The sequence below is a fragment of the Flagellimonas alginilytica genome, from assembly GCF_042134605.1.
GTDB classification, from domain to species: Bacteria; Bacteroidota; Bacteroidia; order Flavobacteriales; family Flavobacteriaceae; genus Flagellimonas; species Flagellimonas alginolytica.
Window position 1 is genome coordinate 2,609,388 of record NZ_CP169638.1, and the last position, 14,700, is coordinate 2,624,087.

Consider the following 14,700-nt stretch of genomic DNA (forward strand, 5'->3'; position numbering starts at 1 on the left):
ACTGCGCTCGAACTGACACAAACTTAAACCCCGGTGTAATTCGCTGGGGTTATTTGTTTCAGTTCAGTTTTAATGGCCTCCGATACCTCCAAGGTTTCTATAAAATCGGCAATGGATTTCTGGTTGATTTTCTCGTTGGTACGGGTCAGACCTTTTAAAGCTTCGTAGGGGTTCGGGTAGCCCTCCCTTCGTAAAATAGTCTGAATGGCCTCTGCGACCACGGCCCAGTTATCCTCCAAATCCTGCTCAAACTTAGCTTGATTTAGCACCAATTTGTTCAATCCTTTTAAAGTGGATTGAAAACCAACAATGGTATGTGCGAAAGGGACTCCCACATTTCTTAAAACCGTACTATCCGTAAGGTCGCGTTGTAGGCGTGAAATTGGCAATTTAGCAGATAAATGCTCAAAAATGGCATTGGCCAAGCCCAAGTTACCTTCGGAATTCTCAAAATCAATAGGGTTTACCTTGTGCGGCATGGCCGATGAGCCAACCTCTCCTTTTTTGATTTTCTGTTTAAAGTAATCCATGGAAATATAGGTCCAAATATCCCTGTTCAGATCAATCAAGATAGTGTTGATTCGTTTAAGACAGTCGAACAGGGCGGCCATATGGTCGTAATGTTCAATTTGGGTGGTGGGAAAGGAGTGGTGCAACCCCAGTTTTTCCTGCACGAACTGTTTTCCGAATGCCCTCCAATCGTTGTTTGGATAAGCAACTTTGTGAGCGTTATAGTTTCCTGTAGCACCACCAAACTTGGCTGCACTTGGAATATCGTTCAATAAATTGAACTGCTCTTTAAAACGCTCTACAAAAACATCGATTTCCTTGCCTAAACGCGTAGGGGAGGCAGGTTGTCCGTGCGTGCGTGCCAACATAGGGATGTTTTCCCATTCCTTGGCCAGCTCCTTCAATTTATCAAAAACCTCTAAATATGATGGCACGTACACATTGTTCATGGCTTCTTTGATGGAGAGGGGAACAGCCGTATTGTTAATGTCTTGCGAGGTCAACCCAAAGTGGATAAACTCCTTGTATTTTTGGAGATCTAATCCATCAAATTTTTGTTTGATGAAGTATTCCACGGCCTTTACGTCGTGGTTAGTGGTCTTTTCAATATCCTTGATCGATTGGGCATCGTCCGAAGAAAACTCTTGATAGATCTTCTGTAGTTGGGGAAACAAAGCGGTGTTGAAATCAGCCAGTTGTGGCAATGGAATTTCACAAAGGGCAATAAAGTATTCGATTTCTACCTGGACGCGATATTTGATCAAGGCTTCTTCGGAAAAGTAATCTTTTAAACTTTCGGTTTTATTTCTATATCTACCGTCGATCGGCGAAATGGCGTTTAGTGGTGTCAATGACATGGTCAGGAAAATTTTGAAAGCATCAAAGATACTTAAACGCTGCGGTTTAGACACCTAATTTGGCCAACTTATCCAGAGTTTTTTTTGCTCTGTTTTTGTACCCTGTGGTTCCGGTCGCGTAACTATCTTCCAGAACTAGTTTGAGCTCGGGGTGTACCCAATCAAAGCGTAGCCCCAAATAATATAGACTGGTCATGGAAAATACCTTGGGCGCCATGTTCATTGGGCCTATTAACCAATCAAAACAAGCGGTCAATATTTTTTCCAGTTGATCATGGGTAATATTTTCAATAAAAACAGGGTCTTTTTTCTTAAAATACGCTTCACAGACCATTTCGCAAACATGGGCAACGGGCCTAATGCACGATTCGGTCTTTAATTGGGCAAGGCCGTTTACAAAATCATCAAAAAAAGGGAGGAGATAGGTCAGTTTTTTGCGCATTAAATGATCAAAGGTCCAGCTGGCATTAAAGGTACCTTCCTTGTCTTCCGCTATTATTTCTTTATAAAGCGTTTTGGCCAATTGGGGCGCTTGCTGTAATTGCAATACCAAATCATCTATTTGTGATTTTGATATCCTACCGGAATTAAGTGCGATATGGAGCTCGGTTTCGGTCACAAAAAAATCGATATATTTACTAAAATCCTGTATGATGAAAATAGTAAAAAAAATAGCAATTGCCCTATTGGTGGTTTTGATAGGAATGCAATTTTATCGTCCTGAAAAAAATATCTCCGAAGGGGACTATGTTGCCGCCTTTGAAGCTGAAACAAAGCCCTCCCGGGAGGTGAAGCAAATTCTGAAAACAGCTTGCTACGATTGTCACAGTGCGAATACCGAGTACCCTTGGTACAATACTATTGCTCCGGTCTCGTATTGGCTGGCCGACCATATTGAAGATGGCAAAAAACATTTGGATTTTTCCGATTGGCAGAATTATGACGAGAAGAAAAAAGACCACAAATTGGAAGAGCTCATAGAGGAAGTAAAACGGGGCAGTATGCCGTTGAACGAGTACACTTGGACACATGCCGATGCCAAATTGTCCGAGGAGCAGATCAGTGCATTGGTAAGTTGGGCAGAAAAGATCAGGGCTACCTATTAAAAAGATGTTCCACTAAAGTGGGAACTCCTTCGGCAGCGGTTTTTGGGATTATAGTGAGGTTCTCAAAATCCGATGCACGGATATTGGGCCTTGGGTCTATAAAATAAATTGGGGTATTGCTGGGGGCGTAGTGTATTAAACTTGCCGCAGGATACACTTGCATGGAGGTGCCTACGATGATCAAAATTTCGGCCTGTTGCGTAATTTGAGCCGCATTTTCCAGCATTGGGACCATTTCGCCGAACCAAACAATATGTGGTCGTAGTTGATGTCCGTTTTCGTCGGAATCCCCTAGTACCAAGTCTCCTGTCCAATCCAAAATATAATTTTCGTTTCTTGTACTTCTTACTTTGAACAATTCTCCGTGCAAATGGACCACGTGTGAGCTGCCGGCCTGCTCGTGTAAATTATCAACATTTTGCGTAACAATACTAACATCGAAAGTTTGCTCCAACCGTGCCAATGCCAAATGACCTTGGTTCGGTGCCACATCCAACAATTGTCGCCTACGTTGGTTGTAAAATTCCAACACTAAATCCGGATTTTTGGCAAAACCCTCCGGAGATGCAACCTGCATTACATCGTGTCCTTCCCATAGTCCGTTTTCATCACGAAAGGTTTTTAGGCCGCTTTCGGCGCTCATTCCCGCTCCGGTAAGTACTACAATTTTTTGCTTCGACATTTTTTATCCAAATTCACAATTAAAAAACTGTACGATGCAATTTAAACATTGGAGCCAGAAATAAATAATTATTTAAACTGATTAAATGTTGAGCCAATAGGTCAACTTAAGATTAATGGACCGGCTTCGGGGCATAAACGAGTTTACAAAGTAATTGTCGTTATAGACCAGAAACAGGTCGGAAAGCGGTGCAAATCTCCATTGTAGCCTCGAATTGAATCCAAGATTATCCAATTGGTTTCCATATTGGATCAAAGTGGACCAAAAAATGGATTTGTTGAACGTAATGTTTATTCTTGGACTTAACAATAAGATGTCCTCGCTCTCATAAGGTTCTGGCAATTTTATACTGTTATATATAACCCCTAAAGAAAGGAATACCGTCGGCTGAAGCCTCAGGCTCATGTCCCCTTCGAAGACATATCGCGTTCCATTGTAAAATTCGCCGTATCCGGGTTCAAGATTGTATGAAAAGACTTTTCTACGGTCACTTTCAAAAGATACTTCAAAACTGGTATAATGGTATCCATTGTCCCCTAAAAGTTCTACTCCGCCATCGGTGCCGGTCGGATCAAAGGTGTCGGTGAGGTAAGTGTACCGATTGAACAAACGAAAGGCCAATTTTTCTTGTGAGGTAAACTCTGCTTGCCACTGGGTAAAAATAGTATAATCTGTATTTTGGTAGTCCAAGGTAGGTCTCCATATAAAGTTGGGGCTAAACCGGAAACCATGGGTATTCACCTTTCCTTTACTGGGCCAAAAATTAAATTCCACAAAAGGCCTTGCAGCAACAATGTCCTCTCTTCGGATAAAGCCGAGGTCCGACCTAAAATCATTCCCGACAAAATTTCCGCGTAACCCAAAGTTGAAGTATCTGGAGTTGTATTGGAGGTCCATGCCGCCTGAGTCGTTACGGTCCCCAATATCGTGGGCAAAGGCCTTATGGTAAAAAAACTTGCCTGTCCATATATTGTTTTTTGATGCAAGGTTGTAGTCCAGTCCCACCACACGGTTGTACCTGTCCATGGGGTCCACAAAGTCGTAATCACCAAAAGTTTGTCGGTTAACAAAAAGGAAGCTTAAATTGGATCTTGAAAACATTTTCTTTTGCAGCGCGAGTACGGTGTTGTTGTTACTGGGTATCTCGTTGATCTCGTCTTCTTCCGTTTGGATATTGAGTAGGCCCAACCTCCAGTTGTTGTTCAACTTCCCACTTAATCTAACCCCGCCTATAATCCCATTTTCTATGGTTTCACCATCTTTGTCCTCTGCAATTCCAATTCTTCTGGAGAAAAATGGATTGGAATCCCTTTCGTTCCCGAAGGAACCAAAAAGGTCACTGTTATCTATAAAAAATTGTCTTCTCTCTGGTAAAGAAACCTCAAATCGGGTTAAGTTGGTAACAAAATTATCGACTTCCACATTGGAGAAATCCGGGTTTAGGGTTACATCGAGATTCATGCCGTTTCCTATGGAGATTTTTGCATCTCCACCAAAGCCCATTCTGCTTAGATCTTCATTGTTTTCGTAGTCTTTGGCAATTATCCCATTGGCATAAGGTATCAATGCCATTGGAGTCCTGGATTTTCCCAATGGTTTTTCAAACACCATATCTCCCATAAAAGCCAAACTGTACACAAGTTGGTTTTGTGGAATTTTCATCCAGGTACTGGTTTCGTTGGTCTGCATATCAAAGCGGTAGCTGTTGAACCGCCATTTGGTCTCACCCTGTTTAAATTTAAAGGAAGTTAATGGAATGGCAAGTTCGCAGATGTAGTAGCCATCGTACAATTTGGCTTCGCCTTGCCATTTTACGTCCCAAGAGGTGGTGAACCCATTTGGACCAGACCCGCCGTTGGATATTAAAGCTTCTCTTCGGACTCCATAAGGATTCATTCCAAACAGGAATGCGTTGGTACCGTCGTTAAAAGTATCGAACATTAAACTAATGTTGTCATTTCCTCCTGCCCTGTAATCTCTTTGTAGTGAGGGTATCACATAATTGTCGCCCTCTGTATATAATTTAATACCAATAAATAGTGTAGTGTTGTTGTAGACCATTTTAATCTGGGTCTGCTGGAAGGCGAGGGTGGTGTCGGATGGAAAATATTGATGGAAATCGTCTGCATTTTCTGCAATCTCCCAAACACTTTCATCTAAGATACCATCTACTTTGACTATGTCGTCGACATATTTTACGGTAAAACTTTTATGGTCTGTTTGAGAAAGTAAGGCGAAAGGCAGAAGAATTGCAGCAAGTACAATACATTTTTTTAACATTGGTCGAGTTTAGTTGGTGTTTCAAATTTAACAGATACATAGTTAAAAATTTACTAAAATTTTAAAATATGTTGCTGTTTGGTAAATCATTGCGAAAATTAGTGGCAAGAATTTTCTAAGCCTTTTTCTAATTAAGGGACGTTAAAAAATGAAAAAAACCTTATTCCTATTCTTATTTTTTCCTGTAATTGTTTTTGGTAACGCCTTTTGGGGCAAAACGGGACACAGGGTAACCGGTGAAATTGCAGAAAACCATTTGTCCGGAAAAGCCAAGCGGGCCATAAGCGATCTGTTGGATGGACATAGCTTGGCCTTTGTATCTACATTTGCTGATGATATAAAGGCTGACCGGGCCTATTCCAAATACTCGGCATGGCACTATGTCAACTACCCATTGGGGATGTCCTATGCGGATTCCGATAAAAGCGAGTATGGCGATATTATTACAGCAATAGAGACATGTAAATCCGCTATAAAGGATAAAAATGGCTCAAGGAAAGATCGTATTTTTCATTTAAAAATGCTGATTCATTTAATCGGCGACCTGCATCAGCCCATGCATGTGAGCAGGGCCGAGGACAAAGGGGGAAATACCATACAGGTCCAATGGTTTGGACAAGGAAGCAATCTACATCGGGTTTGGGACAAAAACTTGATAGAATCTTATGGTATGACGTATACCGAGCTTGCCATGGAACTACAAAACGTCAGTAGAAAAAAGCGAAAGGAGATCCAGTTGGGAACTGTGTACGATTGGGTGGACGAATCGCACGAACTATGTGCGGATTTATATGATTCCGTTGAAATTGGTGAGAAACTGGGCTATCGTTATTCCTACGACCATAATGATCTTTTATTCGCACAGCTACAGAAGGGGGGGCTTAGGCTCGCCAAGGTACTGAACGATATTTTTGGGTAGTTTTTTACTAGTGCAGGACCGTTTTTAACTGGTTTCGGTATTCCGAAGGATTCTGTCCGGTAAATGCTTTGAACGATTTATTGAAATGTGAAAAGTTGTTGAAACCACTTTCGTAACAAACTTGGGTTATGCTCATGGGCTGTTCTGCCAATAGCTTGGATGCATGTACCAATCTATATTCGTTCACGAACTGAGTAAATGTCTTATTGGTTATTTTTTTAAAGTACCTGCAAAAAGAAGGGACCGTCATGCTTACCATATCTGCAATTTGCTCAAGTTTTACGTCCTCTTTGAAATTGGTCTTCACATAATTAAAAACAACATTGATACGATCGTTGTCCTTTACTTCGGTTTCCAGGGAGAAACCTTCTGCGTTCAGCACGTTCATTTCGTTGGACGTGGCCAAGATGTTCAATATATTAAGGATGGACAATAATCGCTGAAAATCTGTCTGATACTCCAAGATTTCCATTTTTTCGCCAACCTTCATTTTGGTTTTACCGGAAAAGGCAATTCCGCCTTTGGCAACTTCGAACAACTTTTGGATATTCTTCATCTCGGGAATATTAAAGAAATCACTTCCCAAAAAGTCGGCTTTCATTTGGACCAAAGTCTCACTTTTATTGCCCGTAAGTCTGTCCGTAAAGCCACAATGTGGTAAATTGGACCCTATTAAGATGAGGTCCCCGTTCCTATAATAGGATACATGGCTCCCAATTTGTCTTTTGCCCGAGCCTCCGTTTACATATACCAACTCCAATTCTGGATGGTAGTGCCAACCTAAGTTCTTGTTCTCGTGGTTTTCGTTAAACTTTTGAAAGGTAAACGAATGGCCAAAACTTGGTGCTATAGCTTCAAATGCCGGTTTCTGAATCATACTCAACTATTTTCTTTTTTCTACAAACAATAACTTGTGTGTAAAGTGCAAATATCTATAATGTTAACGCAAAGTTATGCTATTTTATCATTAATGCTATGTTAAGTGTGTTGCCATGTTAATATAGCATAGAAAGTGGAAAAAATGGTGGTATTCCACTGTTCCAATCCGACATACATTTGTACTGTAATCTTAAAAAAGCGATGTGTTATGAAAACAGTAAAGAACCTAATAGTAGCAACGGCCTTGTTGATCAGTGCAATCGGGATGGCCAACACAGCAACAGCCGATTTCGGTAAAAAAGTAGTAAAAAGATACGAGGTAGAGAAAAACTTGGTAAAAGTCAACTTGGACCCAGTATTCATCAAAAAAGGTCAAAAGGTAATGATGAACCTTTTGAACATATCTCAGGGTAAAGTACTTCTTAAAGTATACGATAGCAAGAATAGATTGGTCTTTGACGAGGCTATCGACGGAAAAGTAGTAGTGGAAAAAGCTTTCAACTTCGAGCAAGCATTCGAAGGTGAATATACCATAGTTGTAGTGGACAAATTTGGAACCTACAAGGAAACTATGGAAGTAAGATAGTTTGTTTAGTTAATTTTTATGTGCATGGGGGGTCGGGAGGCCCCCTTTTTTTATGTCCACTTTTTTAGTTTTTCCCTCTTGCTCTTTGGGATAGCTTCATTCTGTAAGGCTAATCGCAATACATGGCTATCCTTGGTTTTGGCATATAGAAGTTTATAAAATTCCTGCACGGTCAATGGAGTTTCGGATGCCTTTGACAACTCCATGGAATCACCTGTTTTTACAGTTCCACTCTCCAGAACACGCACATAGGTCCCAGGAAAACCGTGATCTATAAATTGTTTGATCATGTTCTGGTCCTTAAAACGTATGCCTAGTTTATAACAGGGCTCCCTAGGTTGTGTAATTTGAACCAATGCAGTACCGAGCCGGTATATGCTTCCGATTCTAATTTGGGATTCATCCAAACCTTGAATGGTCAAATTTTCCCCGAACATACCCCAATTCCATTCTAAATCGGGATATTTCTCCTTCCAGTATGCGTAACGGTCAGCAGAAAAAAGGTAGGCAGCCTTGTAGATGCCACCATGGTGCTTTCGGTCTACCACCGAATCGCCCTTTACATCTGTGCTCTCCAATAAAATGGGTTGGTCCACGGGAAATTTGTAAATGCCAGTGGTGGTTTCTTTGCCGTTCCAAACTATTTTGGTAGGGTTTCCGAGATTGGTGGATATTATTTTCATAATGGCAAGTTATAAAAAACCACCGCTTGTGGCGGTGGTCTTTTACCTCTTTTTAAAAGAGATGGTTTTAGTCCTTCTTTTCCAATTTTTTGGTCATGTTAAAACCTACCATAAGGCCAACGCCCGCCAAAAGGAATATGGTTCCCGGATAAGCGACCTCATCCTCCACCCCTAAATTATAGTGAAGAACGGAGGCAACAAAAATGGCAACCCCGATACCCATTAATAATAAAGAAAGGTTTAGAATGATGATTTTCCAGAAAGGAGCGGCGCCTTCCCGTCTTCCTTTCATAAAAATACTGGCGTCGGCACCTTTTTCGATTAAGGCCAAGCGTTCTTTGTTCCTAGTTGAAAAAAAGAGGTAGGCAATGGCAAAAATTACTCCAAAAATGATTGGTAATATGATTACTTCAGATCCCATAACTATTCGTTTTAATGATTATTCATAATTTGTTTGTTCATAACCTATGACGACGGTTTTCTGAGTAAGGTTACATTTTTTTATAAATTTTATTTTCTGTGTAACCTTAACAATGGTTTAATCGTCCAATGAGCAATGCTGACCAACAAGGAAAAAGAACTGATCTCGAAAATTTGCATGGGAAATTCCCGTGCATTCTCGGATTTTGTGGATAGTTATAAGGATTTGGTGTTTACATTGTGCATAAGAATGTTGACCAATAGGGAGGAGGCCGAAGAGGTTTCGCAAGACGTATTTATTAAGGTGTACCGATCTTTGCCCAATTTTAAGGGGGGGTCTAAACTTTCCACATGGGTGTATAGGATTGCATATAACTCATGCCTGGATAAGATAAAACAAAATAAAAAGGCAAGACTGCACGACGATTTAGAACAATTGGATCAAATTGCCTATGCAGAAATCGATACGGCCCTAGATAGTATGATAAGGGAGGAAAAAAACAGAATTATAGATCAATGCCTGTTACAGCTATCCTCGGAAGATGCTGGAGTCCTTACTTTGTTCTATCTTGAGGAGAAGAATCTACAAGAAATGGAAAAAACTACAAATCTTCCCTCAAATACACTAAAAGTAAGGTTGTTCAGGGCCCGGAAAAGACTGGCTGCGATCATGGAAAAAAGTATGAACAAAGAAATTTTGCAGAGCAATGGATAAGGAAGAAAATAAAAAACTGGAAGCTTTAATGGATAAATTCATGGCAGAGGCACCAATCGAATCGCCTTCTGCGGATTTTACCAAAAATGTACTGCGGCAAATAGAGGCGGAATCCCCAAAAGAGGTTTTTAAGTACCAACCGATTTTATCCGGAAGAGTTTTATCCTTCGGGTTTATTGCATTTGTTGCACTTTTGGCTTATTTAGGCACACAATTAGGACCGAGCGGTGGCCAAGGCTGGTTCAAAAACATCAATATGGATGCTTGGTTCCATATGGACTGGCAATGGATGAGCGGTTATTCTTTTCCCAAAACCATGGTGTATGCATTTTTGTTCCTAGGATTATTGTTCTTTGCTCAGGTACCTTGGCTAAAAAAACATTTGGGCGGTAATAGTTATTAGAGATACGCATAAAAATACGCCCAGTACATCAAAAAGAACTGTAGCGGTATCCTAAGGATCAATATCCATTTTGGAATGCCCGCCGATGCTTTTTCGCCCGAGAGCATATAAAAGTGTACGGATAGAAAAACGCCCAACATTAAAATAATACCAAAGGAACTCAGTTTTCGGGTGGCATCAAAACAAACGCCAATGCCCAATAAAATTTCCACCAACCCGCTCAAGTATACCAAAAGCTTATGTTTTGGCAAATACATGGGCATTATCCGCATATAGATTTTGGGTTTTATAAAATGCATTGCGCCTGCAAAAACATACATTCCGGCCATTGCATAGAGGTGCCAAGGAATCATAACATTTAGTTTTTAAAGTACCAAAACGGTAAGATAGCATCCGATACCGTTACAATAGAATCTTTTTCCTTCCGTTTTCGCCTCAAACGAATAAGATGTTTCCCTTCTTTCAGTTGAGAGATTTTGAGGTAGGTTTCAAAACCCAGAATATCGTTCATTGCAGTAGTTATTATAAAATCCTCGTCCATATCAAGGGTGTCGATTCGGAAGGAATACATCTCGTTAAAGGTTTTTAAATATTTTTTGCGAATACTGTCCTTTTGACGGAGGCTCGTGATCTCGTCGCTCCAGTTTGAATTGACTTTTATACTACTGGAAAGTCCTCTGCGGTCTTCTTTGGGAGTCAAAGAATCGTTGAAGGCAAATACACGATTTTCCAAATTTTCGGAAAAAGGAACAAAAACTTGGAGATAGGGTTGGGAAATTACTTTTGAAGGAATCACCATGCGTCCGGGGAAATCTCCTTCCTCTGTCATCATGTCCCAATAATTATCTTTTTTGGCAAACATGCTGGACGATCGCTGTTCTTTGTCCAGATAGTTGGATTGACGGTATTCCAAACTGGTCAGCATCAAAATGGCAATATAGATGGGGGTCAGGAGCAAGGTCAGTTTTTTTCCAAAGCGGTTATCCAAAAAATTATAGACCAATGGCCGATAAAGAAACGAAAGGGTGAGAAAACTAAAAACCCAATATATGGGGAAATATATACGAGAGACCCATTTCTTTTTTTTTAACCAACCTTGTGTAATAAAGTCGATAAAGGTCAGGAACATTCCAAAAATGATGAACAAAATCAATATACCCCCTATTATACTGGCGGCGGCTTCGGGCAAAACATCGCTCTCGAGAATATAGTTGGCCACCAATATGATCGACAGGATGATCATGGTCATGGCGAGCACATAAAAAATCAACAGAAACGAAATGGCGAACAATACACTGCAGTAATTTTCCAGATTGGCGATGTAGCGATCAAAAGAAATTATGCGCTTTTTTAAATATTTGGTAAAGCGTTCGGAATAGCGGAGCCGCTCGAACTCAATATCTCCGGAAACATAACGAAGACCGAGCGCCCCGATCCATAAACCTCTTAAAACAACGTGGAGCAATAGGTTGAACAGCAGAATGGAACAGGCAATGTTAAGGATAAAGTAAACCACGAAACGGTAGATCTGGTCTTCGTTTTGTGCATTAATCATTTCTATACGAAGCGGTTCGTAGGCGGTAAAGAGCCCAAAAATGGCAAAACCAGAAATGATGAGTTCCAATTCCCAACTCTGTTGTTGAAGGGAATCCAATAGTTTTCTAAAAGTTGGACTGTTGTAATCGTTGTTGCCCACGGTGTAATTGGTTTGCCCTCTCAAGATAGTCATAAAATACAAAAACCGCTCATTTAGAGCGGTTTTCACGATCAATAAGATTTTTATGTCTATTTGATCATATCGTAGCTACGGGAAATAAACTTGGTAAGTTCCTCTCCCTTTAAGAGTCCTTTGGACAATTTTGCCAAGTCCAGGGACTGATTGATCAATCTTTCCCGCTTTTTTGCTGTTTTGGTATTCAGTATTTCACCCACCAATTCGTGGTTGGTGTTTACGATCAGGTTGTACATATCCGGCATGTTGCCCATACCGAACATTCCTCCGCCCCCGGTCTGCTGCATCTCCTTCATTCGGCGCATAAATTCTGGCTCGGTAATAATAAAAGGTGAAGCACTGCTTTCCATGGCCTCCAATTGAATTGTATAGCCCTTATCGGAAATTACTTTTTCCAAATCAGCCTTTAGACTGTCTTTTTCCTCATCGGACAATTTGGATATGGTCGTATCTTCTTTTTTGATGAGGTTGTCTATATGATCCGAATCCACTCGCACAAAGGATAGATTCTCTTTGGAGGTCTCCAATTTCTGCATCAAATGGGGGACAATGGGCGAATCCAGTAGGAGCACTTCGTAACCTTTTGCCTTGGCGGCTTCTATATAACTGTGCTGCGCTTCTTTATCGGAAGTGTAGAGTACCACCAATTTATCGTCCTTGTCGGTCTGGTTGTCCTTGATTTTGGCTTCCAGCTCTTCAAAAGTATGGTAATCCCCATCAATGGTTGGATAGAGCGCAAATTTGTCCGCTTTCTCAAAAAACTTGTCTTCCGAAAGCATACCGTATTCTATCACTACTTTAATGTCGTTCCATTTTTGCTCGAAGTCCTCTCGATTATTCTTAAAGAGCGAGCTTAATTTATCCGCAACTTTTCTGGTGATGTAAGAGGATATCTTTTTAACCGCACCATCCGCCTGTAAGTAGGACCTAGACACGTTCAATGGAATATCCGGGGAGTCGATGACACCTTTCAACATGGTCAGAAACTCGGGAACAATACCTTCTACGTTATCCGTTACGAACACTTGGTTCTGGTACAGTTGGATTTTATCCTTTTGGATACTGAGGTCGTTGGTCAACTTTGGGAAATATAAAATACCTGTTAAGTTGAACGGATAATCCACGTTGAGGTGGATGTGGAACAAAGGTTCCTCGAACTGCATCGGGTATAGCTCCCTGTAAAAGTTTTTGTAATCCTCGTCCTTTAAATCAGAAGGTTGCTTGGTCCAGGCCGGATTTGGATTGTTGATGATGTTGTCCACCTCTTGGGTTGGAGCTGGATCTTCTTCTTTTGCATCTTCAGGTTTGGGAAGCGTCTCGGTTTTTGTTCCGAATTTGATCGGAATGGGCATAAACTTATTATACTTTACCAAAAGCTCCCTTATTCTGGCATCTTCCAAAAATTCGGTGGAATCTTCGGCGATATGCAGTATGATCTCTGTTCCTCGCTCTGTTTTGTCGCTAGGTTCAAGGGAGAATTCGGGAGAGCCGTCGCAGCTCCAATGCACCGCCGGCTCATCCTTATGGCTCTTGGTCAGGATTTCCACTTTTTCCGCAACCATAAAAGCGGAGTAAAATCCAAGGCCAAAGTGCCCAATGATCCCGGCATCCTTGCCCGCATCTTTATACTTGTCCAAAAACTCTTCTGCACCGGAAAAAGCTACCTCGTTAATGTACTTTTTCACTTCATCCTCCGTCATCCCGATACCTTGGTCTATAATATGGATTCGTTTGTTGTCCTTGTCGACTTTTACCTCGATCATAGGGTTGCCGTATTCCACCTTGGCCTCTCCAATGGATGTGAGGTGCTTTAGTTTTAAGGTCGCATCCGTAGCGTTGGAAATAAGTTCCCTTAAGAAAATCTCGTGATCACTGTATAGGAATTTTTTGATCAAGGGAAAAATGTTCTCTACTGAAACATTGATTTTACCTGTTGCCATCGTTTTGTTGTTTTAGTCTTTTTATTGCTGACTGGTCAAAAAAAATACCAGAATCATAAATATGACAAACTGACATTTGGACGAAAAAAATGACCTGATATCATTTTTAACAAAATTTTGTTTATTTAATTATAAAAAACATTAAACAAAAAATGTATCTTTACATTGTTATGGGAAAATTGCTATGAAAAAGCACTACTATAACAAGTTTGTTTATTTATTGGTTAGGTTGTGAAAATGCACTTTCGCTCGGAAGTGCATTTTCTTTAAAAATTCAATTTTATCACCTGCCAATAACATTTTATACAGAACCTTTTAAAAACATACCAAAATGGCAAATACATCAAAATCCAAAATAACCGAGGATAAGATAATCGGCTTGTTCATGGAGTCCGTATTGGAGCAGGAAAAAATACCTGGCTCGGTTTATAAATTCTGTAAGGAGAACAAAATTAAGGAGGATGAGTTCTATGGCTTTTTTGGTTCTTTGGATACCCTGCAAAAAACCATATGGAACAAGTTTTTCGACAATAGTTTTGAGTTAATCCAAAAAAATAAAGAATATCCGGGGATGACGAACGAGGAAAAGATGCTTACTTTCTTCTACACCTTTTTCGAGAATTTGACACTTAATAGGAGTTATGTTCTCTTTATGATGAAGGAGCACAAGCATTCCATGGAGGGATTAAGTCAGTTAAAGGGACTTCGTAAACGTTTTAAGGATTTTGCATCTACTTTGATCGAAGAAAGAAATGAGGAGAAAAATCTAAAAATCTTAAAATTTAATGCGCCATTGTTTTCGGAGGGTGCTTGGCTGCAATTTTTGTTCATTTTAAAATTTTGGGCGGAAGATGGTTCTCCCGGACTGGAGAAAACAGATATTGCCATTGAAAAGTCGGTGACCACTATTTTTCAGATTTTCGAGAATACATCACTGGAAAAAATCGTAGATCTAGGAAAGTTTCTATATAAAGAAAAATTTGTGTAA

General features: G+C 40.4%; 16 protein-coding genes. 6 read left to right on the plus strand and 10 right to left on the minus strand.

Annotated features, from left to right (window positions below; translation table 11 throughout):
- Positions 1–23: 23 nt before the first annotated feature.
- The gene (gene purB / locus ABTP35_RS11605) at positions 24–1,367 is read right to left on the minus strand and encodes an adenylosuccinate lyase (RefSeq protein WP_375334204.1); all 1,344 of its coding nucleotides are present in this window, start codon (positions 1,365–1,367) and stop codon (positions 24–26) included.
- A gap of 46 nt (positions 1,368–1,413) precedes the next feature.
- Positions 1,414–1,986 carry a hypothetical protein gene (locus ABTP35_RS11610; protein ID WP_293296221.1) on the minus strand — a complete coding sequence of 191 codons (573 nt, stop codon included), beginning with the start codon at positions 1,984–1,986 and terminating at the stop codon, positions 1,414–1,416.
- A gap of 34 nt (positions 1,987–2,020) precedes the next feature.
- On the opposite strand from ABTP35_RS11610, the gene ABTP35_RS11615 reads away from it, so the two are divergent.
- Positions 2,021–2,473 (plus strand): heme-binding domain-containing protein, encoded by a 453-nt coding sequence (locus tag ABTP35_RS11615; RefSeq protein ID WP_293299060.1) that lies wholly within the window; start codon positions 2,021–2,023, stop codon positions 2,471–2,473.
- On the opposite strand, the gene ABTP35_RS11620 is transcribed toward ABTP35_RS11615, so the two are convergent.
- A complete protein-coding gene (locus tag ABTP35_RS11620) occupies positions 2,463–3,155 on the minus strand; it encodes an NAD-dependent deacylase (RefSeq protein WP_293296219.1) in 693 nt (230 codons plus the stop codon). The genes ABTP35_RS11615 and ABTP35_RS11620 overlap by 11 nt on opposite strands.
- Positions 3,156–3,236: 81 nt before the next feature.
- On the minus strand, positions 3,237–5,435 hold the full coding sequence (locus tag ABTP35_RS11625) for a DUF5916 domain-containing protein (protein WP_293296217.1): 2,199 nt from the start codon (positions 5,433–5,435) through the stop codon (positions 3,237–3,239).
- Between the two features lie 148 nt (positions 5,436–5,583).
- Here ABTP35_RS11625 and ABTP35_RS11630 point away from each other — a divergent pair, with 148 nt between their 5' ends.
- On the plus strand, positions 5,584–6,354 hold the full coding sequence (locus ABTP35_RS11630; RefSeq protein WP_293296215.1) for a S1/P1 nuclease: 771 nt from the start codon (positions 5,584–5,586) through the stop codon (positions 6,352–6,354).
- A gap of 7 nt (positions 6,355–6,361) precedes the next feature.
- On the opposite strand, the gene ABTP35_RS11635 is transcribed toward ABTP35_RS11630, so the two are convergent.
- Positions 6,362–7,231 (minus strand): AraC family transcriptional regulator, encoded by an 870-nt coding sequence (locus tag ABTP35_RS11635; protein ID WP_293296213.1) that lies wholly within the window; start codon positions 7,229–7,231, stop codon positions 6,362–6,364.
- A 210-nt stretch (positions 7,232–7,441) separates the two neighbouring features.
- Between ABTP35_RS11635 and ABTP35_RS11640 the strand changes: the two genes are divergently transcribed.
- Positions 7,442–7,819 (plus strand): hypothetical protein, encoded by a 378-nt coding sequence (locus ABTP35_RS11640; protein WP_224837770.1) that lies wholly within the window; start codon positions 7,442–7,444, stop codon positions 7,817–7,819.
- Positions 7,820–7,869: 50 nt separating this feature from the next.
- On the opposite strand, the gene ABTP35_RS11645 is transcribed toward ABTP35_RS11640, so the two are convergent.
- A complete protein-coding gene (locus ABTP35_RS11645) occupies positions 7,870–8,502 on the minus strand; it encodes an MOSC domain-containing protein (RefSeq protein ID WP_293296211.1) in 633 nt (210 codons plus the stop codon).
- A gap of 67 nt (positions 8,503–8,569) precedes the next feature.
- Complete coding sequence (locus ABTP35_RS11650) at positions 8,570–8,923, minus strand: DUF6249 domain-containing protein (protein ID WP_293296209.1); 354 nt, start codon at positions 8,921–8,923, stop codon at positions 8,570–8,572.
- A 135-nt stretch (positions 8,924–9,058) separates the two neighbouring features.
- On the opposite strand from ABTP35_RS11650, the gene ABTP35_RS11655 reads away from it, so the two are divergent.
- Complete coding sequence (locus tag ABTP35_RS11655) at positions 9,059–9,637, plus strand: RNA polymerase sigma factor (RefSeq protein ID WP_293296207.1); 579 nt, start codon at positions 9,059–9,061, stop codon at positions 9,635–9,637.
- Positions 9,630–10,040, plus strand: coding sequence for a hypothetical protein (locus ABTP35_RS11660; RefSeq protein ID WP_224837766.1), 411 nt, complete (start codon positions 9,630–9,632; stop codon positions 10,038–10,040). Before ABTP35_RS11655 ends, ABTP35_RS11660 begins: the two co-directional genes overlap by 8 nt.
- Here the strand turns inward: ABTP35_RS11660 and ABTP35_RS11665 are convergent.
- From ABTP35_RS11665 to htpG, 3 genes are read right to left on the minus strand one after another with little or no spacing between them, the layout of a single operon-like run.
- Positions 10,037–10,393, minus strand: a complete 357-nt coding sequence (locus tag ABTP35_RS11665) for a MauE/DoxX family redox-associated membrane protein (RefSeq protein WP_252080209.1) — start codon at positions 10,391–10,393, stop codon at positions 10,037–10,039. The two genes, ABTP35_RS11660 and ABTP35_RS11665, sit on opposite strands and share 4 nt — an antisense overlap.
- A gap of 5 nt (positions 10,394–10,398) precedes the next feature.
- Complete coding sequence (locus ABTP35_RS11670; RefSeq protein WP_293296204.1) at positions 10,399–11,805, minus strand: hypothetical protein; 1,407 nt, start codon at positions 11,803–11,805, stop codon at positions 10,399–10,401.
- A 20-nt stretch (positions 11,806–11,825) separates the two neighbouring features.
- Positions 11,826–13,712, minus strand: coding sequence for a molecular chaperone HtpG (gene htpG, locus ABTP35_RS11675; RefSeq protein ID WP_293296202.1), 1,887 nt, complete (start codon positions 13,710–13,712; stop codon positions 11,826–11,828).
- Positions 13,713–14,043: 331 nt separating this feature from the next.
- On the opposite strand from htpG, the gene ABTP35_RS11680 reads away from it, so the two are divergent.
- A complete protein-coding gene (locus ABTP35_RS11680) occupies positions 14,044–14,700 on the plus strand; it encodes a TetR family transcriptional regulator C-terminal domain-containing protein (protein WP_224837762.1) in 657 nt (218 codons plus the stop codon).